The 25464-nt window shown below is 69.7% G+C and carries 29 protein-coding genes and 1 tRNA gene; 21 read left to right on the top strand and 9 right to left on the bottom strand.

Translation table 11 applies throughout. From position 1 onward, the window contains the following. The first annotated feature begins 46 nt into the window (after positions 1 to 46). The gene (locus tag AC3RX1_RS10060; protein ID WP_491501099.1) at positions 47 to 1300 is read left to right on the top strand and encodes an MFS transporter; all 1254 of its coding nucleotides are present in this window, start codon (positions 47 to 49) and stop codon (positions 1298 to 1300) included. A 70-nt stretch (positions 1301 to 1370) separates the two neighbouring features. Here AC3RX1_RS10060 and AC3RX1_RS10055 read toward each other — a convergent pair whose 3' ends face one another. Next, positions 1371 to 2753: an MFS transporter gene (locus tag AC3RX1_RS10055; RefSeq protein WP_491501098.1), complete on the bottom strand. Its 1383-nt coding sequence runs from the start codon at positions 2751 to 2753 to the stop codon at positions 1371 to 1373. A gap of 38 nt (positions 2754 to 2791) precedes the next feature. Between AC3RX1_RS10055 and nucS the strand changes: the two genes are divergently transcribed. The 3 genes from nucS to AC3RX1_RS10040 all read left to right on the top strand — a co-directional run bounded on the left by nucS (position 2792) and on the right by AC3RX1_RS10040 (position 5662). Continuing rightward, complete coding sequence (nucS, locus tag AC3RX1_RS10050) at positions 2792 to 3487, top strand: endonuclease NucS (RefSeq protein WP_491501097.1); 696 nt, start codon at positions 2792 to 2794, stop codon at positions 3485 to 3487. A 218-nt stretch (positions 3488 to 3705) separates the two neighbouring features. Next, positions 3706 to 4389 carry an HAD hydrolase-like protein gene (locus AC3RX1_RS10045; RefSeq protein ID WP_491501096.1) on the top strand — a complete coding sequence of 228 codons (684 nt, stop codon included), beginning with the start codon at positions 3706 to 3708 and terminating at the stop codon, positions 4387 to 4389. A gap of 1 nt (position 4390) precedes the next feature. After that, positions 4391 to 5662 carry a hypothetical protein gene (locus tag AC3RX1_RS10040; RefSeq protein ID WP_491501095.1) on the top strand — a complete coding sequence of 424 codons (1272 nt, stop codon included), beginning with the start codon at positions 4391 to 4393 and terminating at the stop codon, positions 5660 to 5662. A gap of 78 nt (positions 5663 to 5740) precedes the next feature. Here the strand turns inward: AC3RX1_RS10040 and AC3RX1_RS10035 are convergent, their stop codons facing one another. Continuing rightward, the gene (locus AC3RX1_RS10035; protein ID WP_491501094.1) at positions 5741 to 5947 is read right to left on the bottom strand and encodes a cold-shock protein; all 207 of its coding nucleotides are present in this window, start codon (positions 5945 to 5947) and stop codon (positions 5741 to 5743) included. A gap of 412 nt (positions 5948 to 6359) precedes the next feature. On the opposite strand from AC3RX1_RS10035, the gene AC3RX1_RS10030 reads away from it, so the two are divergent. The 4 genes from AC3RX1_RS10030 to AC3RX1_RS10015 all read left to right on the top strand — a co-directional run bounded on the left by AC3RX1_RS10030 (position 6360) and on the right by AC3RX1_RS10015 (position 8460). Beyond that, positions 6360 to 7004: a GntR family transcriptional regulator gene (locus AC3RX1_RS10030; RefSeq protein ID WP_491501093.1), complete on the top strand. Its 645-nt coding sequence runs from the start codon at positions 6360 to 6362 to the stop codon at positions 7002 to 7004. A 98-nt stretch (positions 7005 to 7102) separates the two neighbouring features. Then, the gene (locus AC3RX1_RS10025; protein WP_491501092.1) at positions 7103 to 7588 is read left to right on the top strand and encodes a GNAT family N-acetyltransferase; all 486 of its coding nucleotides are present in this window, start codon (positions 7103 to 7105) and stop codon (positions 7586 to 7588) included. A 38-nt stretch (positions 7589 to 7626) separates the two neighbouring features. Beyond that, positions 7627 to 8016, top strand: a complete 390-nt coding sequence (locus AC3RX1_RS10020; protein ID WP_491501091.1) for a VOC family protein — start codon at positions 7627 to 7629, stop codon at positions 8014 to 8016. Between the two features lie 195 nt (positions 8017 to 8211). Beyond that, positions 8212 to 8460: a hypothetical protein gene (locus AC3RX1_RS10015; protein WP_491501090.1), complete on the top strand. Its 249-nt coding sequence runs from the start codon at positions 8212 to 8214 to the stop codon at positions 8458 to 8460. Positions 8461 to 8611: 151 nt separating this feature from the next. On the opposite strand, the gene AC3RX1_RS10010 is transcribed toward AC3RX1_RS10015, so the two are convergent. Continuing rightward, positions 8612 to 8695: transfer RNA gene (locus tag AC3RX1_RS10010), tRNA-Leu, on the bottom strand. A gap of 189 nt (positions 8696 to 8884) precedes the next feature. Here AC3RX1_RS10010 and AC3RX1_RS10005 point away from each other — a divergent pair. From AC3RX1_RS10005 to pknB, 7 genes are all read left to right on the top strand, one after another. Next, on the top strand, positions 8885 to 9619 hold the full coding sequence (locus AC3RX1_RS10005) for an FHA domain-containing protein (RefSeq protein WP_491501089.1): 735 nt from the start codon (positions 8885 to 8887) through the stop codon (positions 9617 to 9619). Beyond that, complete coding sequence (locus AC3RX1_RS10000; protein WP_491501088.1) at positions 9616 to 10140, top strand: FHA domain-containing protein FhaB/FipA; 525 nt, start codon at positions 9616 to 9618, stop codon at positions 10138 to 10140. Before AC3RX1_RS10005 ends, AC3RX1_RS10000 begins: the two co-directional genes overlap by 4 nt. A gap of 13 nt (positions 10141 to 10153) precedes the next feature. Next, positions 10154 to 11392: a PP2C family protein-serine/threonine phosphatase gene (locus AC3RX1_RS09995; RefSeq protein WP_491501087.1), complete on the top strand. Its 1239-nt coding sequence runs from the start codon at positions 10154 to 10156 to the stop codon at positions 11390 to 11392. After that, the gene (locus AC3RX1_RS09990) at positions 11392 to 12813 is read left to right on the top strand and encodes an FtsW/RodA/SpoVE family cell cycle protein (RefSeq protein WP_491501086.1); all 1422 of its coding nucleotides are present in this window, start codon (positions 11392 to 11394) and stop codon (positions 12811 to 12813) included. The genes AC3RX1_RS09995 and AC3RX1_RS09990 overlap by 1 nt, the downstream gene beginning before the upstream one ends. Before the next feature lie 63 nt (positions 12814 to 12876). Further along, entirely contained in the window at positions 12877 to 14334 is a 1458-nt protein-coding gene (locus AC3RX1_RS09985) for a peptidoglycan D,D-transpeptidase FtsI family protein (protein WP_491501085.1), read from the top strand. Further along, the gene (locus tag AC3RX1_RS09980) at positions 14331 to 16112 is read left to right on the top strand and encodes a serine/threonine-protein kinase (protein ID WP_491501084.1); all 1782 of its coding nucleotides are present in this window, start codon (positions 14331 to 14333) and stop codon (positions 16110 to 16112) included. The genes AC3RX1_RS09985 and AC3RX1_RS09980 overlap by 4 nt, the downstream gene beginning before the upstream one ends. A gap of 58 nt (positions 16113 to 16170) precedes the next feature. After that, positions 16171 to 17916 (top strand): Stk1 family PASTA domain-containing Ser/Thr kinase, encoded by a 1746-nt coding sequence (pknB, locus tag AC3RX1_RS09975; protein ID WP_491501083.1) that lies wholly within the window; start codon positions 16171 to 16173, stop codon positions 17914 to 17916. Between the two features lie 3 nt (positions 17917 to 17919). Here pknB and AC3RX1_RS09970 read toward each other — a convergent pair whose 3' ends face one another. Genes AC3RX1_RS09970 through AC3RX1_RS09960 form a run of 3 tightly spaced genes read right to left on the bottom strand, consistent with a single transcriptional unit; the run spans position 17920 to position 19551 of the window. After that, positions 17920 to 18543: an anthranilate synthase component II gene (locus AC3RX1_RS09970; RefSeq protein WP_491501082.1), complete on the bottom strand. Its 624-nt coding sequence runs from the start codon at positions 18541 to 18543 to the stop codon at positions 17920 to 17922. Between the two features lie 52 nt (positions 18544 to 18595). After that, positions 18596 to 18751, bottom strand: coding sequence for a hypothetical protein (locus tag AC3RX1_RS09965; protein ID WP_491501081.1), 156 nt, complete (start codon positions 18749 to 18751; stop codon positions 18596 to 18598). After that, positions 18751 to 19551 (bottom strand): class E sortase, encoded by an 801-nt coding sequence (locus tag AC3RX1_RS09960; protein WP_491501080.1) that lies wholly within the window; start codon positions 19549 to 19551, stop codon positions 18751 to 18753. The genes AC3RX1_RS09965 and AC3RX1_RS09960 overlap by 1 nt, the downstream gene beginning before the upstream one ends. 113 nt (positions 19552 to 19664) lie before the next feature. Here AC3RX1_RS09960 and AC3RX1_RS09955 point away from each other — a divergent pair, with 113 nt between their 5' ends. Beyond that, a complete protein-coding gene (locus AC3RX1_RS09955) occupies positions 19665 to 19916 on the top strand; it encodes a cell division protein CrgA (RefSeq protein ID WP_491501079.1) in 252 nt (83 codons plus the stop codon). Positions 19917 to 20123: 207 nt separating this feature from the next. On the opposite strand, the gene AC3RX1_RS09950 is transcribed toward AC3RX1_RS09955, so the two are convergent. Both AC3RX1_RS09950 and AC3RX1_RS09945 read right to left on the bottom strand, forming a co-directional pair. Beyond that, a complete protein-coding gene (locus AC3RX1_RS09950; RefSeq protein WP_491501078.1) occupies positions 20124 to 21023 on the bottom strand; it encodes a rhomboid family intramembrane serine protease in 900 nt (299 codons plus the stop codon). A gap of 18 nt (positions 21024 to 21041) precedes the next feature. Beyond that, positions 21042 to 21599 (bottom strand): peptidylprolyl isomerase, encoded by a 558-nt coding sequence (locus AC3RX1_RS09945; protein WP_491501077.1) that lies wholly within the window; start codon positions 21597 to 21599, stop codon positions 21042 to 21044. Between the two features lie 110 nt (positions 21600 to 21709). On the opposite strand from AC3RX1_RS09945, the gene AC3RX1_RS09940 reads away from it, so the two are divergent. Together AC3RX1_RS09940 and AC3RX1_RS09935 are read left to right on the top strand one after the other, a co-directional pair. Further along, positions 21710 to 22288, top strand: coding sequence for a DNA helicase (locus AC3RX1_RS09940; RefSeq protein ID WP_491501076.1), 579 nt, complete (start codon positions 21710 to 21712; stop codon positions 22286 to 22288). Between the two features lie 148 nt (positions 22289 to 22436). After that, positions 22437 to 22868 carry an aminoacyl-tRNA deacylase gene (locus AC3RX1_RS09935; RefSeq protein WP_491501380.1) on the top strand — a complete coding sequence of 144 codons (432 nt, stop codon included), beginning with the start codon at positions 22437 to 22439 and terminating at the stop codon, positions 22866 to 22868. Positions 22869 to 22970: 102 nt separating this feature from the next. Here AC3RX1_RS09935 and AC3RX1_RS09930 read toward each other — a convergent pair whose 3' ends face one another. After that, positions 22971 to 23396 carry an NUDIX hydrolase gene (locus tag AC3RX1_RS09930; RefSeq protein ID WP_491501075.1) on the bottom strand — a complete coding sequence of 142 codons (426 nt, stop codon included), beginning with the start codon at positions 23394 to 23396 and terminating at the stop codon, positions 22971 to 22973. A gap of 91 nt (positions 23397 to 23487) precedes the next feature. Here AC3RX1_RS09930 and AC3RX1_RS09925 point away from each other — a divergent pair, with 91 nt between their 5' ends. Genes AC3RX1_RS09925 through AC3RX1_RS09915 form a run of 3 tightly spaced genes read left to right on the top strand, consistent with a single transcriptional unit; the run spans position 23488 to position 25462 of the window. After that, positions 23488 to 24102, top strand: coding sequence for a hypothetical protein (locus AC3RX1_RS09925; protein ID WP_491501074.1), 615 nt, complete (start codon positions 23488 to 23490; stop codon positions 24100 to 24102). Continuing rightward, the gene (locus tag AC3RX1_RS09920) at positions 24099 to 24299 is read left to right on the top strand and encodes a DUF6186 family protein (RefSeq protein WP_491501073.1); all 201 of its coding nucleotides are present in this window, start codon (positions 24099 to 24101) and stop codon (positions 24297 to 24299) included. Before AC3RX1_RS09925 ends, AC3RX1_RS09920 begins: the two co-directional genes overlap by 4 nt. Before the next feature lie 47 nt (positions 24300 to 24346). Further along, the gene (locus tag AC3RX1_RS09915; protein ID WP_491501072.1) at positions 24347 to 25462 is read left to right on the top strand and encodes a M24 family metallopeptidase; all 1116 of its coding nucleotides are present in this window, start codon (positions 24347 to 24349) and stop codon (positions 25460 to 25462) included. Positions 25463 to 25464 lie beyond the last annotated feature (2 nt).

Here is a 25464-nt window from a genome sequence, read left to right as displayed (position 1 = left end):
CGGGCGGGGAACCGCGCGCTCCGAATCGATTCGGTACACTGACCCGATGGATCTCGTGCTGACCCACTCCCAACTCGTGCGCTGGCGCACCGCGGTCTTCGCGATCTTCCTCGCCAGCGGACTGAGCATCGCGACGTGGTCCGCGCGGGTGCCCGCGATCCGCGACACCCTCGGGATCAGCCGCACGGATGTCGGTCTGATGCTGCTCGTCGGCGGAGTCGCGTCGATCCTCGGCCTCTCGGTCAGCTCGGTCGTGCTGGCCCGGCTGGGCGCACGCCGCGGCATGCTCGTGATGATGGTGACGTTCGCGGTCGGAGTCGCCCTGATCGGCCTCGGCGCCGACGTCTTCCACTCCTGGATCGCCGTCATCGGGGGACTCGTGCTGTGGGGGTTCGGCAACGGCTGCCTCGACGTCATGATGAACGTCGAGGGCACCGCGATCGAGAAGCAGTTCGGGCGAACCCTGCTGCCCCTCTTCCACGCGTTCTTCAGCTTCGGCACCGTGATCGGCGCCGGCCTCGGCGTCGCCGCCATCGCGCTCAAGATGGTGCCCGCCGTGCACCTGCCGATCATCTCCGCGATCATCGTGGTCGTCGGCATCGTCGCGATCGCGAACGTGCCGGCGCGCGAGGCGACGATGGACGAGGCCGACGCTCACGCGCAGAAGGAGGGATGGCGCGAGCGTCTGCATCTCGCCCTGTCGGCATGGAAGGAGCCGCGCACCTACGCGCTCGGACTCATCATGCTCGGGATGGCGTTCGCCGAGGGTGCGGCCAACGACTGGCTCGCACTCGGCGTGGTCGACGGGCACGACGCCCCGCAGGCGATGGGCGCCGCGGCCCTCGCGACGTTCTCGGTGTGCATGACGGTGCTGCGGGTGCTCGGCGGACCGCTCGTCGACAGCATCGGCCGCGTCGCCACGCTGCGCATCCTCGCGGTGCTCGCCGGCGGCGGGCTGCTGCTGTTCATCCTCGCGCCGAACCTGCCGCTCGTCTTCGTGGGGGCGGCGCTGTGGGGCATGGGCGCATCGCTCGGCTTCCCGCTCGGCATGTCGGCGGCCGCCGACGATCCCGCGAAGGCCGCCGCCCGCGTGAGCGCGACGGCGACGATCGGGTATGTCGCGTTCCTCGCGGGGCCGCCGGTGCTCGGTTTCATCAGCGATCACATCGGGCTGCTGAACACCCTGTACATCATCGTCGGCCTCATCGTGCTGTCCGGCTTCGCCTCGGGCGCCGCTCGTCCGATCGCCGGCTCGACGGTCGGCGCCGGGCATTCCGAGCGCAGCGACCGCCGCGACTGAGACCCCGCGTCCCCGCCGCGGGGCGCCGCGGGCACCCGGCCGACGCGAGAGGTCAGGCCACGGGAGCCGCTCACGCCCGCCGATACGCCGCGGCGGTGAGCAGCGCCACGACGAGGTGGACCACCCCGATCGCGACGGCCGCGACGACGACCGATGCCCAGGCCGACGCATCCGCCCCGCCCGTCAGCAGATGCCCGAGCACGACCGTCGCGCTGATCGCGCCGAGGTAGCGCGTGGACTGCAGCAGGCCGGATGCGACTCCCACCGCATCGCGCGGCGCCGAACGGCGGACCCCCTCGGTGAGCACGAGCGAGCCGATGCAGTAGGGGATGCCCATGAGCCCGGCCATCAGCAGCATGAACACCGGCGCGGTCGTGGCCACGCCGATCCAGAGCGACCCCGCCGAGACGAGCAGCACGATCGCCCCGGTGACGAGCACGGGGGCGAGTCCCCGGCGGTCGATCGCGCGTGCCACGAGGGGGGCGACGGCGATCGTCATGCCCGACAGCGGAAGCATGAGCACGCCCACGATCGCGGTCGAGTACCCGCCCGCCGACTCCAGCAGCTGGGGGAGCCCGAAGAACGCGAGGTAGTACAGGGCGCTGAACACCGTGAACCCCACGTAGCTGAGCGTCAGCGCGCGATTCGCGGCGAGCATGCGCACATCGATGAACGGCGCCCGTGCGCGCAGCTCACGCCAGACGAACAGGCCCAGCGCGACCACTCCGATCACCAGCATCGGCCAGAGCGCCGCGCCGGCAGCACCGAGCAGCACGATGAGCAGCGTCACGGCTGCGCCCGCGAACGCGACCACGCCGGCCGGGTCGAGGATGCGCACGACGGCAGCGGCGGTGACGGCCGTGCGCGGGGTGTCGCGCGGCGCGAGTATCCACACGCTCACGAGAGCAGCGACGCCGAGCGGCACGTTCACGAGGAAGATCGCCGGCCAACCGGCGAGCGCGATCAGCAGACCGCCGACCACGGGGCCGAGGGCGGCGGCCGTCGTGTTCGCGACCTGGATGCGGGCGAGCAGCCGTGGGGGAGTGGTGCCGGATGCGGCGGCGAGCGGTCCGACGAGCGCGACGGCGGCGGGGAAGGCGACCGAGGTGCCGAGGGCGAGGATGCCTCGCGCGATGAGCACGAGCGCGAACCCGCCGAGCGGGGCGATCACGCCCGAGGCGATCACGAGCACCATGCCGGCGCAGAAGATGCGCCGCGCCCCGAACGCGTCGATGACGCGGCCCATGAGCGGCTGGCCGATCGTCGACGCGATGTAGAAGACGGTGATGACCCACGTGACGTCGGCCACGCTCACGCCGAAGTCGTGCTGCAGCGACAGCAGCGCGACCGCGATCATCGACGAGTTGAGCGGATTCAGCGTCGTGCCGAGGCTCAGAGCCGCGACGGCGAGCGCCGCGCGCCGTGCCGCGCCCTCGTTCGCCTCGGTTCCCACCCGTCGATCCTCTCGCATCGCGCGGGTAGGCTCGTCGGGTGCGTCTTGTCATCGCCCGCTGCTCCGTCGATTACCGTGGCCGTCTCAACGCGCACCTGCCGCTCGCGACGCGCCTGCTGGTGCACAAGAACGACGGCAGCCTGCTCGTGCACTCCGACGGCGGATCGTACAAGCCGCTGAACTGGATGAGCCCGCCGTGCAGCCTCGTCGTCGAGGAGCCGGGAGAGGATGCGTCGGCCGCCGGCGTGGTCGAGCAGTGGCGCGTCACCCACCGCAAGTCGGGCGATGAGCTCGTCGTGCAGATCTATGAGCTCGTGCACGACTCCGACCACGAGCTCGGCGTCGACCCGGGCCTGGTGAAGGACGGGGTCGAGTCGGATCTGCAGCGGCTGCTGGCCGAGCAGGTCGATCTCATCGGCGCCGGGCTGCAGCTCGTACGGCGCGAGTTCCCCACGGCCATCGGCCCCGTGGATCTGCTGCTGCGCGATCCGGCCGGCGGCACGATCGCCGTCGAGGTCAAGCGCCGCGGCGACATCGACGGCGTCGAGCAGCTCACCCGCTACCTCGAGCTGCTCGGCCGCGATCCCCATCTGGCGCCCGTGACGGGCGTCTTCGCGGCGCAGGAGATCAAGCCGCAGGCCAAGGTCCTCGCGGCAGACCGCGGCATCCGCTGCGTCACCCTCGACTACGACGGGATGAAGGGCATCGAGTCGGGGGCGCCCCGTCTCTTCTGACGCCGTACCGCATCGCTGGTCCGTTCCCCTCGGCCTGCCCGGACCGTCGCCCCGTGCCCTATTGGACTGGACCGTTCCCCTGTCGCAAATCGACCTTCGTGGGGCCGCTGAACGTCGATTTGCGACAGGCGAGCAGTCCCAGGCGCCGCCGTGCTGTGCGTGCAGATGGAGTCTCGGCCCGCGGGAGGCGCCGCGGGCGCACCGCCTAGGCTGGACCCATGCCCGCGCGATCCCCTTTCACCTGCATCCTGTGGGATGTCGACGGCACGATCGTGGACGCATCCGAGGGCATTCTGCACCGGCTCACGATGGCTCTCGAGCACTTCGGTCACCCCGCGCCGACCCGGGCGGAGCTCGTGCACTGGATCGGTCCGCCGATGTTCGAGTCGATGCAGACGAACCTCGGGGTCACCCCCGAGGAGGCCGCCGAGGCTGTGACCTACTACCGCGAGATCGGCAAGGCGCACGGATACACCACCGGTGCGCGACTGTTCGCCGGCGTCGCCGACCTGATCGCCGACCTCGATGCCGCCGGGATCCCGCAGGCGACGGCGAGCTCTAAGCCCGAGGTGCAGGTCGTCGCGCTCATGGAGCACTTCGACGTCGCTCGGCACCTGGTCGCGATGGCCGGTGCGACCCCCGACGAGCGCACCCTGAGCCGCAAGGCCGACATCATCGGCGAGGCGCTGCGCCGGCTCGAGGCCGCCGGCGCCGACACCGAGCGCCCGGTGCTCATCGGCGACCGACACCACGACGTCGAGGGCGGTGTCGAGCAGGACGTCCCGGTCATCTTCGTGCGCTGGGGCTTCAGCTGGCCCCACGAGTCGGAGGGCGCACAAGCGGCGGTCGAGACGGTCGACGAGCTCCGCGCGCTGCTGCTGCTCCCCGCGGAGGACGACTGACATGGATGCCGCAGCCGTCGTCGGCGAGATCCTGCGGTGGCTCGTGCCGGCACTCGTCGTGTTCGGCGTGGCCGCCCTCGCCGGCATCGCGATCGCAGTGGCGGTGCGCGCGTCGCGTCGTTCTCCCCGCGCGAAAGCCGCCGCCGACGCGGCGCGCGTGGCCGCGGGGCAGAGTCTGGTGCGTCTGGACGACGAGGTCGAGGAGCTCGATCTCGAGGTCGGCCTCTCCGGTGCGCTGTACGGCGGCGGGGCCCCGGCATCGCTGCGCCGGGCGCGGATGACGGGCCAGACCGTGCGCGATGCGTCGTTCGCCGACTACGCCGCGCTCGACGATGCCGGCTCGCTCATGCCCGGCGAGGCGCAGCGCCGCGCGCAGCGGATCACAGCCCGCATCGACGAGGCGCTGGGCGTCATCGCGCGAGCGCGTGCCGACAACGAGCAGTGGATGCGCGAGAACACGTCGGCCGCCGCTCAGGTCGACGCCGCGCGGGGCCGCTTGGACCACGTGCGGCAGGAGATGGGAGATCCGACCGCGCTGCTCGACGAGCTGCGCGCGCGATTCGACGAGAGCGAGTACACGGATGCGTCGGCCGCCGCATCCGCTGCCGAAGCACAGGTCGACGAGGCGCAGGTGCTCCTCGACCGCGCCGCAGAGAGCGCACACGACCCGTCGCGGAGCGCGCTGAGCGACCTCACCCTGGCGGAACGCCGCGTCCGGTCGGCGCAGTCCCAGATGCGGCGGCTCGAGACGGTGCATCGGCTCGTCACGCAGGCCGCCGCGGCACTGCCCGACGAGATCGAGGCGGCGCGCGGCGCCATCCGTCAGGCGCTCGTGACGCGCGAATCCCTCGAGCCGGATGCGTCACAGCGGCTCGGGGCCGCGATCGACGACGCCGAGGCGGCCTTGGCGAGGGCGCAGGGCGATGGACAGCGTCGGCCGCGGGCGACCGTGGACGCGATCGCGCGGCTGCGCGACCGCCTCGACCTCGCTCTCGGCGATGCGCGGACGGCACAGCAGCGACTGCACGGGGCGCGCACGGCGCTGCCGGGCACGATGGCTGCGGCGCAGAACGCGGTGGCGCAGGCGGAGGCGGCCGTCGCGACCGCCGGCGTCGACGCACGGGTGCGGCTGGCGTCGGCGCAGCAGGAACTCGCAACGGCACGGCAGCTGGGCGATCCGGTGGAGGCGCTCGACGCAGCGAGGCGCGCCATGCGGCACGCCGAAGACGCGCAGGCGCTGGCATCCTACGATCGGATGTCGACGCGTCGCTGAGGCGCCTGCGCGTGCGACGGCGCCCTGCCGCGCAATCTCGTCGCGGAGATCAGCTGCGGCAGAGCGCCGTCACGATAGTCACACGGGACGGATGTTCTCCGCCTGCAGACCCTTGGGGCCCTGTGCGACGTCGAACTCGACCCGCTGGTTCTCCTCGAGGGAGCGGTAGCCGTTCGACTGGATGGCGGTGTAGTGCGCGAAAACGTCCGCGCCGCCGTCGTCAGGAGCGATGAAGCCGAACCCCTTTTCGGAGTTGAACCACTTGACGGTGCCCTGCGTGCTCATGTACTGCCGTTCTTTTGCATTTCCGGCGCACGGTGCGTCGGATTCCCTCAACCGTAGTCAAACGAGGGTCGGAACGGGAGAGTGATATCAGATGGTGACAGAAATGTTGCATGACCGGAACACCATGAGACGCCCGGGCCGGGCCTAGGGCCAGAACGACCCGGGCGTCCACGGATCCCCCCGGATAGGCCACGCGAAGCGCGGCGTATCCACTGTACTGATATATCGGCCCGAACGGCTGCTGACTCCGTCGCATCATGACGTGGTCGCCGCGACCCGCAGGTGCGGATACGCCGGGGCGTGCTCTTGATACGCGGGACTGATATATTCCGAGCCATCCCCAGTGCTCTTGTTGACTCCCGGACGGCCCCAAACGCCCGGATCCACGATTGAGAAATGACTTGGGTTGTCCATGACCAGCGATGTTGCTTTTGCGCCGCTTGATCCGCGGGGTGCCGTCCTCGGCGACGAGGTGTACCACATTCTCGGGGAGGCGATCCTCGACGAGCGTCTCGCTCCGGGGGAGAGGCTGCGCGACGTCGAGCTCGCCGAGAGCCTGGGGGTGTCACGCACGCCCGTGCGCGAGGCGCTGCAGCGGCTGGAGCGCAGCGGACTTGTCGAGGTGTCGGCGAATCGGTGGACGCGGGTGTCCGTCCCCGACGATTCGATGCGCGCGTCGACGCACGAGTTCGTCGTCTATCTCATGGGCGCGGCGGTGCGGATGACGCTCGCGCGCTGCAGCGACGAGAAGCTCGAGGAGCTGCTCGACGGGATCGACGACATGATCGGGGCCTCGACGGCGGGCGATCGCGGCGAGCTGATGCGGGTGAGCATCGCGTTCTTCGTCGCGGCGACGTACGCCAGCGGCAATCGCGCGCTGCAGAACACCCTGGAGGAGAGCGAGTTCGCGCTGCGGCGGAATCTCCGGGGATGGTCGCCAAGCATCGATGACGAGGCGGAGCGCACGGACATGTATCGCGTGTTCCGGGACGCCGTCGCGGCTCGGGACGGGGATCGAGCGGAACGCATCCTGCGCCTGCAGCACGGCCTGGGCTGATTCTCGCGCCGCTCGACCGTCTGCGGCGCCCCTCTCGCGGCGGTCGACCAGGAGCCGCAACCTTTCGCGTCGCCGGGCCGCGCAGGTACCGTGGGGCCATGGCCCACATCGAGCTGCGCGACCTCGAGGACGACGATCTCGACGCCGTCTTCGACATGATGGCCGACCCCGAGGCACGCGAGATGGCGGCGTTCACGTCGACGGACGGCGCGGACCGCACGGCCTTCGACGAGTGGATCGCACGGCAGCGCTCCCGATCCGACGTCTCGATGCACGTGGTGACCGAACGGGGCGGATTCGCGGGCATCGCGGGCAGCTTCACAGTGGACGGCGACCGTGAGGTGACGTATTGGATCGCGCGGCACGCGTGGAGGAGGGGCGTGGCCACCGAGGTGCTGCGGCTCCTCGTCTCGCGGGAGTCGACGCGTCCGCTGTACGCACGGGTGGCGGCGCACAACCCGGCATCGATCGCGGTGATCGAGCGCAACGGGTTCACGCAGGTGTCGCGGTCGGCGCAGTTCGCGCCGGCGCTTCAGCGCGAGGTCGACGAGCTGGTGTTCGCCCTCATGCCCGTGCTGGAGTAGCCCTTCTCATTCGGCTGTCGAGAGCGGATGCTTGTGCCATGACGGGATTCACTCCCGACAACGCGTTCAGCGGCTTCAGCGTGAACGACGCGGCCGCCGCCAAGTCCTTCTACGGCGAGAGGCTCGGGCTGGAGGTGGTGGAGAACGCGATGGGGTTCCTTGAGATCGTGCTGGGTTCGGGGGCTCGCATCCTCGCGTACTCGAAGCCCGACCACGAGCCGGCGAGCTTCACGATCCTCAATTTCGCGGTGCCGGATGTCGACGCGGCGGTGGATGACCTCAACTCTCGTGGGGTCGTGACCAAGATCTACCGGGACCCCGACTTCGGCACGGACGAGAAGGGCATCGCGCGCGGGAATGGGCGCGGTCCCGACATCGCGTGGTTCCGGGACCCGGCCGGCAATGTGCTGTCCGTACTGAGCGCCTGACCGTTGGGCCGCCGGGCGGCGGCGCCTTCACCCGAACGGGTGAATCTTCCGCAAGTCAACCCCTGGCCGACGCCCGAATGCGATGCTGAAGATAGAGGGAAGAAGAGCTTCTGCACCGTTGCAGGCGCACTCCGACCGGTCGGCGACGACGAGATTCAGAGGTCCGGAGCTTCTCGCACAGAGAGGTGGACTGTCATGGATGGCCATCAATCGAAACCGTTCGCGTTCAATCTGCAGAACGCGACGATCCGCGAACTCCTGGTCGAGCTCGAGAAGGTCGGCTGGGAGCGGGAGCGCGACGACTGCCACCGGTTGCGCTCACGTGAACGGATGCTGACGGCCGAGCTCTCGCGTCGGCGTCAGGCGTTCTCGCCCGAGGCCGAGTCATCGGACGGATTGGAGCAGTCCTTCGGACCAGGGGATCCCGCACCGTCGCGCAACTGATCCCGCGCGAGAGGTGCGGCGCACGGCGCTCGCTGCGGCTGACCAGGCCTCTTCCGTCTGTGCTCGAGGGGGGACTTGTCCCTACGGCGGTTCTCGTCGACATCCTGACGGACAATGAGAAAAGGCCCCTGACGGGACCTCTTCACATTCGTGCGCGAGGGGGGACTTGAACCCCCACGCCCTTGCGGGCACTGGCACCTGAAGCCAGCGCGTCTACCTATTCCGCCACTCGCGCGAGACGAGGTCGCCCTCGTACTCAACCTCACGAGGATAACACGCATGCGACGTGGCCTCGAACGCGCCGCAGCAGCGAGAACTCGCCCGACAAGCGCCTGCGAGAACCCCTGCCTGTGGACTGAATCCATGTCGTCTTCAGCCGGTATGGCTAGCATGTAGCCACTGATCAGCCTGCCTGAGGAGCCGCGTGGGACTACTTGACAGCTTCGAGAAGGGTCTCGAGCGTGCCGTGAACGGCGCGTTCGCAAAGACCTTCCGCAGCGGCATTCAGCCGGTCGAGATCGCGTCAGCCCTGCGCAGCGAACTCGACAAGAAGGCGGCCGTCGTGTCACGCGACCGCATCCTCGTGCCCAACACCTTCGCCGTGCGCCTCGCTCCCGCCGACGACGAGAAGATGGCCGCGATCGGCTCTGCCCTGATCACCGAGCTCACCGAGATCGTGCGCACGCACGCCGCATCCCAGCACTACTCCTTCGCCGGCCCGGTCTCCGTCACCCTCCAGCGCGACGACGCCCTGTCGACCGGCACCCTCCGCGTCTCCTCACGCAACGCCGAAGGGACCGTCTCGTGGCGCGGCGTCGTCGACATCGCCGGCACGCGCCACCCCCTCACCAAGGGCCGCACCGTCATCGGGCGCGGGAGCGACGCCGACATCACCGTGGCCGACTCCGGAACCAGCCGCAAGCATGTCGAGATCCTGTGGGACGGCGAGCGCGCGATGGTGCGCGACCTCGGCTCGACCAACGGCACCAAGCTCGACGGCCGCCAGGTCGGCGAAGCACCGCTTCCCCCCGAGTCGACCGTCACGATCGGACGCACCGACATCGTCTTCCGCGTCGTGCCGCAGACGATCCCCGCCGCGCCCCGCACCTCGGCGGCCGACGCCGCGACCCGCCTGTTCGACGGGGGAGGCGCCCGATGAGCGAACTCACGCTCCTCCTGCTGCGCATCGGATTCCTCGTCCTGATGTGGTTCTTCGTGTTCTCGGTCGTCTACTCCCTGCGCGCCGACCTCTTCGGCGTGAAGGTGCGCAAGATGCCCGAACCCGCCGCCGCCGCGGCCCCCACACCGACCGCCGGCCCCGCCGACGCCACGATGCCCGTCCAGGCGATGAAGACGCCCGCGCCCGTCGGCGGCACCGCCACCACCGCCAGCGTCTCGCGCATCGTCATCACGAGCGGCCCGAAGACCGGTCTCGAGCTCCCGCTCGGCAACGAGCCGCTCACGATCGGCCGCTCCAGCGAGTCGGGCCTCGTCATCCGCGACGACTACACCTCCAGCCACCACGCACGGCTCGTGCTCTGGGGCGACACCTGGATGATCCAGGACCTCGACTCGACGAACGGCACCTGGCACGACGGTCAGCGTGTGGCCTCCCCGGTTCCCGTGACGATCGGCGCGCCCATCCGGGTCGGCGCGACGACCTTCGAGCTGCGGAACTGAGGCCGCACCCGACATGGTCTTCCAGGGTTCGAGCGCCGCGCTCAGCCACACCGGCAAGGTGCGGTCGAACAACCAGGACTCCGGCTACGCCGGGTCGAACCTGTTCGTGGTCGCCGACGGAATGGGCGGGCACGCCGGCGGCGACGTCGCCTCGAGCCTCGCGATCGCACGCCTGGAAGACCTCGACCACACCTACGAGACGCCGGCCGCCGCGGAGCGCGCCCTCGAGCAGGCGATCACCGCCGCCGCCGGCGACCTGATCGACACCGTCAAGGCGAAGCCCGAACTGGCCGGGATGGGCACCACCGTGTGCGCCATCATCATGGTCGACGAGTACGCCGTGATCGCCCACATCGGCGACTCCCGCATCTACCTCTACCGCGACGACGCGCTCACCCAGATCACCACCGACCACACGTTCGTGCAGCGGCTCGTCGACTCCGGCCGCATCACCCCCGAAGAGGCGCGCTACCACCCACGCCGCTCCGTGCTCATGCGCGTGCTCGGCGACATGGATGCCGACCCCGAGGTCGACACGTTCATCATGCCGACGCATCCCGGCGACCGCTGGCTGCTGTGCTCCGACGGCCTGTCCGGTGTCGTCGACGACACGCACACCGGCAAGACGCTCGCCCTCGGCCTCGCCCCCGGCCGCACGGCCGACATGCTGCTCAAGCAGGCGCTCGACGGCGGCGCCCCCGACAACGTGACGATGGTGATCGTCGACGTCGGCGGTCAGCATCCGCTCGTCTCGGGCACCCCCACGATCGTGGGCGCCGCGTCCACCCCGCAGGGCGTCGAGATCCCGCCGACGCGACCGGGCCGCGTGTCGTGGCTGCACCTGAACCGCCAGGCGGCCAACGAGCCCACGCACTATGAGCCGGCTGCCGAGGAGTTCCTCGAAGAGCTCATCGAAGAGGACCGCCGTCGCGCGCGCCGCCGGCGCATCGGCTGGATCGCCGGTCTCATCCTCGTTCTCGCCCTCATCGGCGGAGCGCTGTTCGGTGCATACCAATGGACGCAGACCCGGTACTTCGTCGGCGCCGACGACGACAGTGTCGTGATCTTCCGCGGCATCCAGCAGTCGATCGGACCGATCTCGCTCGCGACGCCCTTCGAGGACACCGGCCTGCCGCTGTCGGCCCTGCCGGAGTTCGAGCAGCAGGTCGTGCAGTCCACGATCTCGGCCGGGTCGCTGCAGGACGCCGAGCGGATCGTCGACCAGCTCCGCCAGAACATCGGAGGTGACTGATGCGCACGCCACCGGGAGGGGTCACCCCCGTCCGCACCGAGCCGACACCCGCACCGGCGCCCGCCGCCGACACCGCCGTACTGCGCGCGCTGCGCAAGATTCGCGTGCCGCAGACGCAGCGCAACCGCGAACTCGCGCTCCTCGTGTTCGCATTCATCGTCAACGGTGCCGCGGTCGTGCTGGTGCAGCTGGGAGCCGCGAACGAAATCGACCCGAAGTTCCTCTACTACCTCGGCGTCCTCACCGCCCTCGCCCTCGCCCTGCACATCACCCTGCGCATCGTCGCACGCGACGCCGACCCCTTCGTCGTGCCCATCGCGACGGTGCTCACCGGCCTCGGGCTCGCGGAGATCTATCGGATCGACGTGGCGAAGCACCTGCACGGATGGGCGGCTCTCTCGATCCGCCAGCTCGCGTGGGCCGGCATCGCGCTCGTCGGCGCGATCCTGCTGGTGATCCTGCTGCGCAACTACCGCATCCTGTTCCGGTACACCTACATCTTCGGCCTCGCCGGAATCGTCCTGCTCGTGCTGCCGATCGTCCCCGGGCTGGGCACCGATGCCAACGCCGACGTGTGGGTCTCGCTCGGCATCTTCTCCTTCCAGCCGGGTGAGCTCGCCAAGATCTGCCTCGCGATCTTCTTCGCCGGCTATCTCGTGCGCACGCGGGATGCGTTGACCTCCGTGGGCACGCGGTTCCTGGGCTTCACGTGGCCCCGCGCCCGGGAGCTCGGCCCGCTGCTCGTCGTCTGGCTCGTCTCGCTCGGCATCATCGTGATGCAGCGCGACCTGGGGACGGGGCTTCTCATCTTCGGGATGTTCGTCGCGATGCTGTACGTCGCCACCGGCAAGACCAGCTGGGTGCTGATGGGCGTCGTGCTGGCGGTGGGCGGAGCGTTCCTCGCATCGCGCGTGCTTCCCTATGTGCGGGGTCGCTTCACGAACTGGCTCGACGCCTTCAACCCGGCCCTCATGGACAACAGCAGCTATCAGCTGGTCAGCGGCATCTTCGGGATGGCCAAGGGCGGACTGATCGGCACCGGGCTCGGCCAGGGCCGGCCGTACCTCACTCCGCTGTCGCAGAGCGACTACATCTTTCCCAGCCTCGGCGAGGAGCTGGGCCTGTTCGGCCTGTTCGCGATCCTCGCCCTGTACATGGTGTTCACGAGCCGTGGCATCCGGATCGGCCTGAACGGTCAGGACGACTTCGGCAAGCTGCTCGCGGTGGGCGTGTCGTTCACGATCGCGCTGCAGGTGTTCATCATGGTGGGCGGCGTCACGCGGCTCATCCCGCTCACCGGCCTGACGACGCCGTTCCTCGCCGCAGGTGGCTCGTCGCTCGTGGCCAACTGGCTGATCGTCGCGATTCTGCTGCGGGTGTCGGACGCCGTGCGCTCACGTCCGAGGGTGGTGATCGGCTGATATGACGATGCGGAACGCATTCGGCGCGCCCGCCGCGCGCCAGTCGCCCGAAGGGGGCGACCGATGACGAAGGAACTCCGGCGCCTGTCCATCATCATGCTGGCGATGTTCCTCGCGCTGTTCTGCTCGACCAGCGTGATCCAGGTGGTGCAGGCCGACACGCTCGCGCAGAACGAGGCGAACAAGCGCACGCTGTACGACTCCTTCGACGTGCAGCGAGGATCGATCATCGCGAGCGGCAAGGCCATCGCGTCGTCGGTGCCCTCCAAGGACATCTACAGCTGGCAGCGCCAGTACACCGATGCGCAGATGTGGGCTCCGGTCACCGGTTACATCAATCCCGTGCTGAACTCGACCACCGGCATCGAGAAGGCGATGAACCAGCAGCTGTCGGGCACCGGGAACTCGCAGTTCCTCACCCGCATCGAGCGCATCGTGACCGGCCAGCCGGCCCGCGGCTCCAATGTCGTGCTGAGCCTCGACACGTCGGTGCAGAAGGCGGCCTACGACGCGCTCGGCAAGCTGCAGGGGGCCGTGGTCGCGATCGAGCCGAAGACCGGCCGCGTGCTCGCGATGGTGACGAGCCCGAGCTTCGACACGAACAAGCTCGCCTCGCACGATCCGGACGCGGTGAACAAGACCTACGACGCACTCGAGGCCGATCCGACGCATCCGCTCTACAACCGCGGCATCGGCGGCAACCTCAACCCGCCCGGCTCGACGTTCAAGATCGTGACCGTCTCGGCCGCCCTCGCGTCCGGCGACTTCACTCCGCAGTCGAAGCTGCCGAACGTCGCCCGCTACACGCTGCCCGGCACATCGACGCAGATCCGCAACGACACCGGCGGCACGTGCGGTCCTGGCAAGGAGGTCACGATCGCGGATGCGCTGCGCCTCAGCTGCAACATCCCGATGGCCGAGCTCGCCGTCAAGGTCGGCCACGAGGCCATGCAGGCCGAAGCCGAGAAGTACGGCTTCAACTCGTCGTTCGAGCTGCCGTTGAAGTCGACGCCGTCGACGTACCCCCGCACGGCGACCCCCGACCGCGTCGCGCTCAGCGGATTCGGCCAGGGCGACGTCACCGCCACGCCGCTGCAGATGGCGATGGTGTCGGCCGGCGTCGCGAACGGCGGCGTCGTGATGAATCCGCGCATGGTCGACCAGGTCGTCGCCCCCGACCTGTCGGTGCAGCAGACGTTCGACAGCACCCAGTTCGGCCGGTCGCTGGATGAGGATCTCAACCAAGAACTCGTGCAGATGATGGTGGCGAACGTCAGCAGGGGCATCGCGACCAATGCAAGAATTGACGGGGTCGACGTGGCGGGCAAGACCGGGACAGCGCAGAACGGCGATGACCGGCCGTACTCGCTGTGGTTCACGGGTTTCGCGCCCGCAGAAGACCCCCAGGTAGCGGTGGCTGTCGTCGTGGAGAATGGCGGGGGCGTCGGGCAATCGGGCAGCGGCAACTCGATCGCGGCACCGATCGCGAAAAAGGTCATGGAGGCGGTGTTGGGTAAATGAGACCGACGCAGGGTGTCACCTTCGGCGGCCGCTACGAGCTCGACTCACGCATCGCCATCGGCGGGATGGGCGAGGTCTGGGAAGCCACGGACCACGTCATCGGCCGCACCGTCGCCATCAAGATCCTCAAAGACGAGTACATGGGCGACCCGGGCTTCCTCGAGCGCTTCCGCGCCGAGGCCCGCCACGCCGCCCTCGTGAACCACGAGGGAATCGCGAGCGTCTTCGACTACGGCGAGGAGAACGGCTCGGCCTTCCTCGTCATGGAGCTCGTCCCCGGTGAGGCGCTGTCGACGATCCTCGAGCGCGAGACCACGCTGTCGACCGACAAGACCCTCGACATCGTCGCGCAGACGGCCGCAGCGCTCCAGGCGGCGCACGCCGCGGGTCTCGTGCACCGCGACATCAAGCCCGGGAACCTGCTGATCACGCCCGACGGCCGTGTGAAGATCACCGACTTCGGCATCGCCCGCATCGCCGACCAGGTGCCGCTCACGGCGACCGGTCAGGTGATGGGAACAGTGCAGTACCTGTCGCCCGAGCAGGCGTCGGGTCACCCGGCGTCGCCCGCCACCGACATCTACTCGCTCGGCATCGTGGCGTACGAGTGCCTCGCCGGAAAGCGCCCGTTCACCGGGGAGTCGCAGGTCGCCATCGCGATGGCGCAGATCAACGACCAGGCGCCGCCGCTGCCGGCGACGGTCGCCGTGCCGGTGCAGAACTTCGTGATGTCGATGATCGCGAAGAAGCCCGAGGACCGGCCGGCGTCCACCGCGATCGTGGCGCGCGCCGCGACCGCGCTGCGACGCGGCGACATCGCCGCCGCGGTTGCCGCCGTGCCGGCGATCGGCGCCGGTGTGGACGATGCCACCCAGCTGCTCACACAGGCCGGCGCGACCTCGGCGACGACCCGCCTGATGCCTTCCGCGGTGCCCGTCGAACCCGCCGCGGCCGAGCAGCGTCCGCCCAAGAAGCGCAGCCCCTGGACGTGGCCGCTCATCGCGCTCATCGCGCTGCTGATCATCGTGCTCGCCGGCACGCTATGGGCGATCTTCGGTCAGCCGAGCGGCGGCGGCGACCCGTCGAAATCGCCGAACACGCCGTCCCGGGAGACAACCCCGAGCGTCTCGCAGACTGAGACGGCGGCACCGGTGAACGTCGGGGCACTGGGTCTTGAGAGCATGAGCTGCGACGACGCCGCGGCGACGCTCACCGAGAACGATCTCGTTCCGAAGCGTGAGGAGGGCTCGCCCGCTCCGTCGAAGGACAAGGTCGGCTACGTCGAGAAGGTCTCCAACACCGGGAACGCGACCCCCGGCGACACGATCACGCTCACCTGCTACACGGCGCAGACCGAGATCACGACGAAGCCGAAGGCCGCCACGATCACGGGCGAGGACGGGCAGGTCGTCGAAGGCGGGCACGCCATCGTCACTCTTCCCGACTTCACCTGCCCGAGCGGTACCGGAAACCTGAGCGGCTACACCGTCACCGCGACGAACGGCCAGTTCATCAACGGGTCGAACTCCGGCAACACCTCGACGATCACCACCGGCGCCTCGCCCGGCGACCTGCAGCTGACCGTCACCGGGAAGCCGGCCGACACGCTCACCGTGTCGTACACCGCCACGTGCTCGGGTGGGAACGGCGACCTCACCTCGCCCTCGTCGCCCGACAAGTCGGTGACGATCAACCCCGCGCCGTCCCCGTCCACACCACCCGCCGAAGGACAGGGCGACGGGACCGTTCCCGAGCCCGGCACCACCGACCAGCCCTGACAAAGGCGAGTCGGAGCCGGTCGATTAGGCTGGCATCTGTTCCACCCCAGGGAGTCAAGTGTCAGCCGAACCGCGCGTGCTTTCCGGCCGCTACCGTGTCGACGAGCCCATCGGGCACGGCGGCATGGCGTCGGTGTACCGCGGCTACGACCTGACGCTCGGTCGCCCGGTCGCCATCAAGATCCTCAACAGCGAGCTCGCTGCCGACAGCGCGTTCCGCACCCGCTTCCGCCTGGAGGCACAGGCGGCCTCGCGCATGTCGAGCACCTCCATCGTGCGCGTGTACGACGCGGGCGAAGACACCGAGGTCGACGAGAAGGGCACGGCGCATCCGCTGCCGTACATCGTGATGGAGCTCGTGCAGGGGCGGCTCCTCAAGGACATCATCGCCGACGGCCCGGTGCCCATTCCCGATGCCGTCCGCTACGTCGACGGCATCCTCGAGGCGCTGGAGTACTCGCACCGCGCCGGCGTCGTGCACCGCGACATCAAGCCCGGCAACGTCATGATCACGCCCTCCGGCCAGATCAAGGTGATGGACTTCGGCATCGCGCGCGCGGTGTCCGACTCGTCGTCGACGGTCGCCGAGACCACGACGATCCTCGGCACCGCCGCATACTTCTCGCCCGAGCAGGCGAAGGGCGATGTCGTCGACGCGCGCGCCGACCTGTATTCCACGGGCGTGGTGCTGTACGAGCTGCTCACGGGGCGGCAGCCGTTCCGCGGTGAGTCGCCGGTCGCGGTCGCGTATCAGCACGTGAGCGAGGCGCCGGTTCCTCCCTCCGAGCTGGTCGACACCGTGCCGCCGGCCCTCGATGCCGTGGTGCTGCGCGCCCTCGCGAAGGACCCGTTCCAGCGCTTCGCCGACGCCGGGGCGTTCCGCCGGGCACTGGATGCGGCGGCCAGCGGCGAGAGGACGACCCAGCGTCAGGTCGACACGCTCGCTCACTCGCTCTACGGCCCGGACCCGCGGCAGGCGGCTGAGACGGCTCGTTCCCTGCGACAGCTGAGCTCCGACCCGACCATGAAGCGCACCCAGGCCGGCCCGCCGGCGGCGTGGATCTGGGCTGGCGTCGCTGTGCTGGCGGTGCTGCTCATCTCCGTGCTGATCTGGGTGATGACGATACGCCCGGGCAGCGTCGTGCCCAACGGCTCGCGGATCGTGCCCAGCGTCGTCGGGATGACATACGACGAGGCGAACGGCGCACTCGCGAAGGACGACCTCATCGCCTACCGGGTGGATGAGCCCAGCGCCGACGTCGCGGCGGGCGACGTCATCCGCACCGACCCGGAAGCCGGTACCCCCCTCGCCCGCGACTCGCGCGTCACAGTGTACGTGTCGAAGGGGCCCGAGGAGACGAAGGTTCCGAAGCTCGTGGGCCTGTCACGGGCGAAGGCCGAGCAGGCGCTGGCAGACGCAGGGCTGCAGCTCGGGCAGGTGCGCCGTGAGGACGATCCGGATGCGGCGGCCGACACCGTGCTGAGCACCGCCCCCGAAGAGGGGGCGACTGCGGCGAAGAACTCGGTCGTCGACCTCGTCGTCGCTACCGGCACCGTCACCGTCGTGGACATGACGCAGAACTACACGCTCGACGACGCGAAGGCGGCGCTCGAGGCGCTCAAGCTGAAGGTCACGGTGCAGGACGATCCGAGCTGCGCCGCCACCGATCCGCGCACCGTGAAGTCGCAGAATCAGGGCCCCGGCGAGGTGCCGATCCACTCCGAGGTCACCCTCGTCTCGTGCTCCGGCACCGGCGACACAGGCGAGGGCGACGGGCAGGGCGCCGAAGGCTCCGGCGACTGACCTTCAGCGCCGGACCGTCATCCGCGCGCCGCAGGCTGCGGCATCCGTCATGCCCGTCGTGGACAGCCAGTTGCCGAGCAGCAGGTAACCTCCGTCGGTGAGGACGCTCTCGGGGTGGAACTGCACCCCGGCGATCGGCGCATGCCGGTGCGCGAGGCCCATCACCGTGCCCGACGCGGTGCGTGCGGTGACGACGAGCTCGTCCGGTACTCGCGTCACGGCGAGAGAGTGGTAGCGGCCGGCGGCGAAGGGCTGCGGCAGGCCGGTGAAGACGCCGGTGCCGTCGTGCCGCACCTGGGACGCGATGCCGTGCATGAGTTCGGGCGCCTCACCCACCTCGCCGCCGAACGCTTCGGCGATGGCCTGGTGCCCGAGGCAGACGCCGAGAAGCGGAGTTCCGGTGGCGAAGGCGGCGCGGACGACGGCGACGGATGCGCCGGCCCGGGCCGGCGTGCCTGGTCCGGGTGAGATCAGCACGCCGTTGAAGGGGGCGATTGTCGCAGCTGCGGCGTGCGGCTCGATCGCATCGGCCTCCACGAACGTGACCCGTGCCCCGAGCTCGATGAGCTGGTCGACGAGGATGTGCACGAAGCTGTCATGATTGTCGACCACGAGGATGTCGGTCATCGTGTCGTGCTCCTCGCCGGGGGCGCTGCCGTCGCCGCAGCCGCGGGGCTGATCATTGGACCGTCACGTCCTGCGGGTCGATGAGCGCGCTCACCCACGGGAAGACGTAGAAGAAGAGCCCGTACAGGATCGCCGCGGCCGCGACGAGCAGGATGAGCACCCGCAGCCACCACGGACCGGGAAGGATGCGCCAGAGCGCCGCGTACATCAGCTGCCTCCCTGCAGTGCTGCCGGCGGGCCGTCGGCACGCGGCGTGAACGAGTCGAAGACGCTGTACGCCACGATCCGTTCGGACTTGAAGTACATCGGACTGCAGCTGGTCATCGTGAGATAGCGGCCGTCGGCCTTGACGCCCGGCTGCTGCGGCACGGGCAGCAGCACATCGACGGCGTCGGGTTTGACGTACTCGAGGTTGCGGAAGCGGTACGTGTACCAGCCGGCCTTGGTCTCGATGACGATCGCGTCGCCCAGTCGCAGCTTCGCGATCTCGTTGAACGGCTTCCCGAATGTGGTGCGGTGCGCGGCGAGCGCGACGTTGCCGACCTGGCCGGGCATCGGGCTGCCCGGGTAGTGTCCGATGCCGATGGGGTCGAGCGTGCGGGGCCGGGTGACGCCGCCGGCGATCGGCACTGCATAGTCCGCCCCGAAGCGCGGGATGTGCATGACGCCGAACACCTGCGCGTCCTTCGGCTCGGGCAGGACCACGGGGGCGACAGGCGTCGGAGACGGCGCGGCGGTCGGAGCCGCAGTGGGCGTGGCCGTCGGCGTCGGGGTGCCGTACGCCGCTGCCCAGTCCTCGCTGATGCTGTGGCCGGCGGCGTTCTTCTCGGCGGCGCCGATCCAGTCGCCGATCCACAGCTGCCATGCCACGAACAGCAGAACGAGCACACCCGCGGTGACCAAGAGCTCGCCGAGCACACCGGAGACCGTGGCGCCGCTGCGACGGCGGGCGCTCGCGGCGCCGCGACGTGGCCGCCGCGACCCCCCAGCATCCGAGCGATCGGTCACACGGGGAGTCTAGTCAGCTCGGCCGGACGCGGACGCGTCGCGGTCGCGGTTGTTCAGCAGGTGCAACGGCGGCGGGTTCGGTGCCGGAGGGCCCCTCCCCGTAGAATGCTCGTATGGCACGATCTGGCAAGGACGACGAGCGGCTCTCCGAGCGCCCCGTCGAGCGCACCCCAGGTGAGGCGGCGCCCAACCCCGTGTGGTTCAAGCCGATCATGATCGGCCTCATGCTCCTCGGACTCGCCTGGGTGCTGGTCTTCTACCTCAGCGGGTCGACCTTCCCGATCCCCGGCCTCGGCGCCTGGAACCTCGCGATCGGCTTCGGCATCGCCTTCGTGGGATTCCTCATGACCACGCGCTGGCGCTGACCCGAATTACACCCGTGTGATTCATCCCCACCTGGGGATGAACCTGTGGATAACTTTCCTGGCGTCGCAGCCGCGTCACCGGCCGGATCACAGGACTGCACCAGTCTGCGACATCCGCGCCATCGAATCGTGGAGCACTTTCCGCGAACGGGCGCCGTCGGGATGTGGCATGCGGCCCGGGCTTCCCGAGGCCGCACCCGCGCTTCGTCAGACGTAGAGGACTGCGGGGATGACGAGCAGACCGAGCAGGACGACGGTCAGGGCGACGAGCAGCACGATCTGCAGCCGACTCTGACGGGCCGCGCGAGTGCGCGCGTAGATGAACCCGACGGCACAGCCGGCGATGAGGCCGCCCAGATGCGCCTGCCAGGAGATCTGCACACTCGCGAGCGATCCCGACAGCAGGCCGATCACGAACGGGAACGCGAAGTTGATCGCGATGATGATCGCGATGCTCGCGACGTTCGCGCCGATGTGCCGCCCGATCACGAGCAGAGCGCCGAACAGACCGAAGATCGCACCGGATGCCCCGACGACCCACGTGCCCGGGGCGAGAAGCGCGACCGCCACCGACCCGCCGATCCCGGAGATCAGGTACATCACCACGAACCGCGTGTGGCCGACGAGCGGCTCGAGGATCCGCCCCATCATCCACAGCGCGAGCATGTTGAGCCCGACGTGCAGGAAGCCCGAGTGCACGAGAAGCACCGTCAGCATCCGCCACGGCTCGAAGCTGCCGAGCTGCGGGATGAGGAAGGCGCTGTTGAGCGCGAGCCAGCTCTGCACCGGCGAACCGGGGATGAGCTGCGCGAGGTAGGCGGCGATGGTGAGGCCGACGATCCAGTACGTCGCGAGGGGCCGGCGGTCGGCGGGGGCGGCGACGGTCGTCGAACGTCGCCCCCAGCGCCGCTCAGCCTTGCGCTGCGCGCTCGATGCGCCCTTCTGCTGATCGCGCAGGCATTCCGGGCAGATCACGCCGACCGGCGCGGGGTTCTGGCATTCCGGGCAGATCGTGCGCAGGCACCGTTGACAGAGCACGAAGCTCTGCCGGTCGGGATGCCGGTAGCAGAAGTTGTCGCGGTTGCGGGCGAAGTCGGCCGACGTCATGCGGTCAGGAGCCGGTCCTCAGGCTGCGGCGACGTCGATCGACGAGATGACGACGGGCTCGAGCGGACGGTCCTGCGCACCCGTGGGCACCGCGGCGATCGCGTCGACGACGGCGCGGGATGCGTCATCCGCCACCTCACCGAAGATCGTGTGCTTGCCGTTCAGCCACGGGGTCGGGTCGGTCGTGATGAAGAACTGCGAGCCGTTGGTGCCCTCGACTTCGCCGGTGATGGCGTTGCGGCGCAGGCCGGCGTTGGCCATGGCGAGCAGGTAGGGCGAGCCGAACGAAAGCTCGGGGTGGATCTCGTCGTTGAACGAGTAGCCCGGGCCGCCGACGCCCTGGCCGAGCGGGTCGCCGCCCTGGATCATGAAGTTCGGGATGATCCGGTGGAAGATGACGTCCTTGTACAGCGGACCCTCGCCGGGCTTGCCGGTGCGGGGGTCGGTCCAGCTGCCGGAGCCGTCGGACAGGCCGATGAAGTTCTGCACGGTGCGCGGGGCGTGGTCGCCGAAGAGGTTGACGACGATGTCGCCGTGGTTGGTGTGAATCGTGGCGACAGCGGTAGCAATGGGCATGGGATTCATTGTCTCAGAGATATCTCTTGATGTTCCGCAAGCCCCTTTCTCTTCAGGATGCGTCTGGCAAGATGAGAAAGCACACGACCCAACGACAGGGAGGGCATCCCGTGAGCCTCAGCCGCAAGCGCAAGAAGGAACTCCGCCATCTTCAGGACCAGGCGAACAAGCTGTGGTCGTCGCAGCAGGTGCTCGTGGGCGAGGCCGCGTCGGTCGCCCGTGAGGCCGGCCGTCAGCTCGGCAACTACAACCGTGAGCACCTCGCCCCCGCCGTCCAGGCGAACTACGAGAAGTACGCCGCCCCGTACGTCGACAAGGGCGTGAAGACCGCGCAGCACGTCTTCAACGACACGGTCATCCCGGCCGCCGGAGCCGTGGTCGGTTCGGCGATGTCGGTGTGGGATGCCGCGAACGACACGCGCTCCAAGCTCGCTGCCGGCCGCGGTCTCTCCCTTCCTGACTTCGACTCGCTCGCGAAGAGCGCCAAGAAGAACAGCAAGAAGGCGTCGAAGAAGCTCGCCGCCGCCAAGATCCAGCCGGCGAAGCAGGGCATGGGCGCGGGCGGTGTCATCGCGATCCTGCTCGGTGTCGCTGCGGCGGTGGGCGTGCTCTACGCCGCCTGGCAGACGCTGCGCGCCGACGACGAGCTCTGGGTCGCCGACGACCCGCTGCGCGCCCCCGAGGCGTGACCCACGGTCAGGCCCCTGAGCGAGGCCGCGCAGCATGACCCAGCATGAGGTCCCTGAGCGAGGCCGCGCAGCGGCCGAGTCGAAGGGCGAGCGACACGACGACGCCACCGGGCGGGTGCGGGAAGCCGCATCCGCCCGCGGTCTTTCCATCGAGCTGCGCGAGCGCCCCGTGGCGCGGAGCCTGCCGGAGGCGGCGGCCCTCCTCGGCCTCGAACCAGCCGATATCGTGAAGACCCTCGTCGTCAAGCGCAGCGACGACTCGTACCTCTTCGCACTCGTGCCCGGCGACCGCGCGATCTCATGGCCGAAGCTGCGCGCCGTGGTCGGGGTGAACCGGCTGCGGCTGCCGGAACCCGAGCTGGCGCTGCACGCCACCGGCTACGAGCGCGGGACCATCGTGCCCATCGGCAGCACGCACGACTTGCCCATATACGCCGACACGTCGATCGCGGGCCGCCGCATCGCAATGGGCGCGGGCGCCCACGGCTACAGCCTCTTCGTGGATGCCGACGCCCTCATCGCGGCGTACCAGGCGACAGTCGCCGACATCACGCAGCCGCTGCCTGCTCCCGATCGGTAGTCCGGCCTCTCTCCGGTCGTTGCGCGAGCCGCCCGTTGGTCGTGAGCCAACCGGCCCCGGTCGTCGAGCGAGTCGAAACGACGCCGCCTCCCCGCGACATCCTCAGAACCCGATCCCGGCCATCCTCAGTGCGATGTCGACGAGCTTCACGCGCTGCAGCGAGCGCACGCTCCTGAGCGCGAACCAGTCGGCGCGATCCGTCGATCCGTCGATCTCGTTCCTCTTCTTGCCGCCGACCACGCGCGCGCGGTACACGATGCGGAGGGTGTGCAGCGGCACGCCGGCACCGGGCGTCACGCGCCGTCCGGCGGGGATGACCCGGGAGTGGATGCCGAGCAGCTCGCCGACTTCGGCCTTGTACCCGGTCTCCTCCCGCACCTCGCGGCGCACGGCGTCGACGGGATCTTCGCCCTCTTCGAGCCCGCCGCCGGGCATCGTCCACGCGGGGCGGCGCCCCTCGATCCAGTGTGAGAGCAGGAGGCGGTCGTCGTCGATGATCACGGCGTAGGCGGCGACGCGCAGGTCCATGACTACACCCTAGGATGCGGCGGACCTGTGACGCCTGAGCCGGCGCTGTGTGCCCGTGCGGTGGCTAGAGTGCAGATGAGGAGTGTCACCCATGGATCCGCAGAGGCAGCATCGTCGCACCGAGCCGGCACAGGCGGCACCGCCCACCCGCGTGTGGCCGGTCGCCTGCTGGATCTTCGTGCTCGCTGCGATCGGTGTCGTCCAGATCGTCCGTATGCAGTGGTTCGACGCGGGGGTGTTCTTCGTGATGGCGACCCTGGTGAGCCTCGATGCGCGCGGCGGGCTGATGCGGCGGAACGTGCGGCGCATCGGTCTGCCGTGGATCGCCGGCGGCGCTGCTCTGGTCGGGGCGGCGATGTGCTTCCTGCCCCGGCACAGCCCGGGGATGCAGGTCCTCACGGTGGCGGTGGGAGCGATCGCCGTGATCCTCGCGTTCACGGGTGCCGCCGTCGCACACCCTGAGCTGGCCGCGCCGCTGGGCAGCGGCATCCGGCGTCTGGCCCTCGCGTGGGCGGTGATCGTCGTGATCGGATGCGTGTGGGAGCTCGTGCAGTTCATCCTCGGCCTCGTGCAGCCGACGGCGACGTGGTTCTCGCTGAGCGATCTGCTGAATCCGGCCGTCACGACCGTGCCGGGCAAGGTGCTCTTCGTCGCGCTGTGGCTCAGCGGCGGCGTCTGGCTGCTCCGGCGGGGAGGCACACGATGATCGTGATCAGCGCCGGCGCTTTCCTCGCCTGTGCGGCGGCACTCGCCGTGGCGGGCTGGCTCATCGGGCGGCGGTATGCCGACGCATCCGTCACCGCCCTGTTCGATCGGCTGATGACGCAGCGGTCGGTACGCCTCGCGGTGATCGTGATCTGGTGGTGGCTCGGGTGGCACTTCCTCGCCGGGCAGACCCTGTAGCTCGACGAAGCCTGGCGGCGGCCGCGACAGCGCAATAGCGTGGGGAGATGAGCTTCGCCGCGGGTGTCCATGCCGCACGTCTCGATCGCGCCCGCCGGCTCACCGGCGAGGCCGGCCTCGCTGCCGTCGTGGTCAGCGCGGGGCCCGACCTCACGTATCTCGTCGGGGTCGAGGGCGACACGATCGAGCGGCTCACCGCGCTGATCATCCCCGTGGAGGGGCCCGCGACGATCGTCGTGCCGCGGATGGAACTCGCGAAGGTGCGCGATACCCCCGTGGGCGATCTGGGCGTGCGGCTCGCCGATTGGGTCGATGGCGACGATCCCTATGAGCTGGTCGCGGCGGCGGTGCCCACGGGCGCGACTCGAGTCGCCGTTTCGGACGCACTGCCGGCACTGCACGCGGTGCCCCTCGGCGAGCGGCTCGACGTGCGGCTCGAGCTTGCGACGCCGGTGCTCCGCGAGGGCCGCATGGTCAAGGACGACGCCGAGATCGCTGAGCTCCGGCGAGCCGGGGAGGCCATCGATGCGGTCCACCGGCAGGTTCCGGAGCTGCTGCGCGCGGGCCGGACCGAGCGCGAGGTGGCCGCCGACATCGCGGCAGCCATCGTGGAATCGGGCCACCGCACCGTGGAGTTCGTGATCGTCGGCTCCGGCCCGAACGGTGCCGACCCGCACCATGAGGTGTCAGACCGGGTGATCGAGGACGGCGACATCGTCGTGGTCGACATCGGCGGCGCGGTGCCGTCGGGGTACAACTCCGACAGCACGCGCACGTACGCCGTCGGAGAGCCGGACCCCGAGGCCGCTCGGTGGATCGAGGTGCTGGTCCGAGCCCAGCAGGCGGCGGTCGATGCCGTGCGGCCCGGTGTCACCGCCGAGAGTGTGGATGCGGCAGCCCGCCGCGTTCTGGCGGAGGAGGGTCTGGCCGACGCGTTCCTGCATCGCACCGGCCACGGCATCGGCCTGTCGGTGCACGAGGAGCCGTACATCGCCCCGGGCAACGACCTGGTGCTGCGGGAGGGGATGGCCTTCAGCATCGAGCCCGGCATCTACTTCCCCGGCGAGTGGGGTGCGCGCATCGAGGACATCGTCGTAGTGACGGCCGACGGCTGCGAGCGGCTCAACGTCACTCCGCATGAGCTCACTCCAGCCGGGCGCTGAGC

It is taken from the genome of Microbacterium altimontanum (assembly GCF_058349865.2).
Note: the sequence above shows the minus strand (reverse complement) of the source record. Positions and strands in the feature narration are given on the sequence as shown.

What these genes read in the sequence shown, in the direction of transcription:
- AC3RX1_RS10060 (WP_491501099.1), top strand. Translation starts at nt 47, where the DNA reads ATGGATCTCGTGCTGACCCACTCCCAACTCGTGCGCTGGCGCACCGCG.
- AC3RX1_RS10045 (WP_491501096.1), top strand. Translation starts at nt 3,706, where the DNA reads ATGCCCGCGCGATCCCCTTTCACCTGCATCCTGTGGGATGTCGACGGC.
- AC3RX1_RS10040 (WP_491501095.1), top strand. Translation starts at nt 4,391, where the DNA reads ATGGATGCCGCAGCCGTCGTCGGCGAGATCCTGCGGTGGCTCGTGCCG.
- AC3RX1_RS10035 (WP_491501094.1), bottom strand. Translation starts at nt 5,947, where the DNA reads ATGAGCACGCAGGGCACCGTCAAGTGGTTCAACTCCGAAAAGGGGTTC.
- AC3RX1_RS10030 (WP_491501093.1), top strand. Translation starts at nt 6,360, where the DNA reads ATGACCAGCGATGTTGCTTTTGCGCCGCTTGATCCGCGGGGTGCCGTC.
- AC3RX1_RS10025 (WP_491501092.1), top strand. Translation starts at nt 7,103, where the DNA reads ATGGCCCACATCGAGCTGCGCGACCTCGAGGACGACGATCTCGACGCC.
- AC3RX1_RS10020 (WP_491501091.1), top strand. Translation starts at nt 7,627, where the DNA reads ATGACGGGATTCACTCCCGACAACGCGTTCAGCGGCTTCAGCGTGAAC.
- AC3RX1_RS10015 (WP_491501090.1), top strand. Translation starts at nt 8,212, where the DNA reads ATGGATGGCCATCAATCGAAACCGTTCGCGTTCAATCTGCAGAACGCG.
- AC3RX1_RS10000 (WP_491501088.1), top strand. Translation starts at nt 9,616, where the DNA reads ATGAGCGAACTCACGCTCCTCCTGCTGCGCATCGGATTCCTCGTCCTG.
- AC3RX1_RS09995 (WP_491501087.1), top strand. Translation starts at nt 10,154, where the DNA reads ATGGTCTTCCAGGGTTCGAGCGCCGCGCTCAGCCACACCGGCAAGGTG.
- AC3RX1_RS09990 (WP_491501086.1), top strand. Translation starts at nt 11,392, where the DNA reads ATGCGCACGCCACCGGGAGGGGTCACCCCCGTCCGCACCGAGCCGACA.
- AC3RX1_RS09985 (WP_491501085.1), top strand. Translation starts at nt 12,877, where the DNA reads ATGACGAAGGAACTCCGGCGCCTGTCCATCATCATGCTGGCGATGTTC.
- AC3RX1_RS09980 (WP_491501084.1), top strand. Translation starts at nt 14,331, where the DNA reads ATGAGACCGACGCAGGGTGTCACCTTCGGCGGCCGCTACGAGCTCGAC.
- AC3RX1_RS09970 (WP_491501082.1), bottom strand. Translation starts at nt 18,543, where the DNA reads ATGACCGACATCCTCGTGGTCGACAATCATGACAGCTTCGTGCACATC.
- AC3RX1_RS09965 (WP_491501081.1), bottom strand. Translation starts at nt 18,751, where the DNA reads ATGTACGCGGCGCTCTGGCGCATCCTTCCCGGTCCGTGGTGGCTGCGG.
- AC3RX1_RS09955 (WP_491501079.1), top strand. Translation starts at nt 19,665, where the DNA reads ATGGCACGATCTGGCAAGGACGACGAGCGGCTCTCCGAGCGCCCCGTC.
- AC3RX1_RS09950 (WP_491501078.1), bottom strand. Translation starts at nt 21,023, where the DNA reads ATGACGTCGGCCGACTTCGCCCGCAACCGCGACAACTTCTGCTACCGG.
- AC3RX1_RS09945 (WP_491501077.1), bottom strand. Translation starts at nt 21,599, where the DNA reads ATGCCCATTGCTACCGCTGTCGCCACGATTCACACCAACCACGGCGAC.
- AC3RX1_RS09930 (WP_491501075.1), bottom strand. Translation starts at nt 23,396, where the DNA reads ATGGACCTGCGCGTCGCCGCCTACGCCGTGATCATCGACGACGACCGC.
- AC3RX1_RS09925 (WP_491501074.1), top strand. Translation starts at nt 23,488, where the DNA reads ATGGATCCGCAGAGGCAGCATCGTCGCACCGAGCCGGCACAGGCGGCA.
- AC3RX1_RS09920 (WP_491501073.1), top strand. Translation starts at nt 24,099, where the DNA reads ATGATCGTGATCAGCGCCGGCGCTTTCCTCGCCTGTGCGGCGGCACTC.
- AC3RX1_RS09915 (WP_491501072.1), top strand. Translation starts at nt 24,347, where the DNA reads ATGAGCTTCGCCGCGGGTGTCCATGCCGCACGTCTCGATCGCGCCCGC.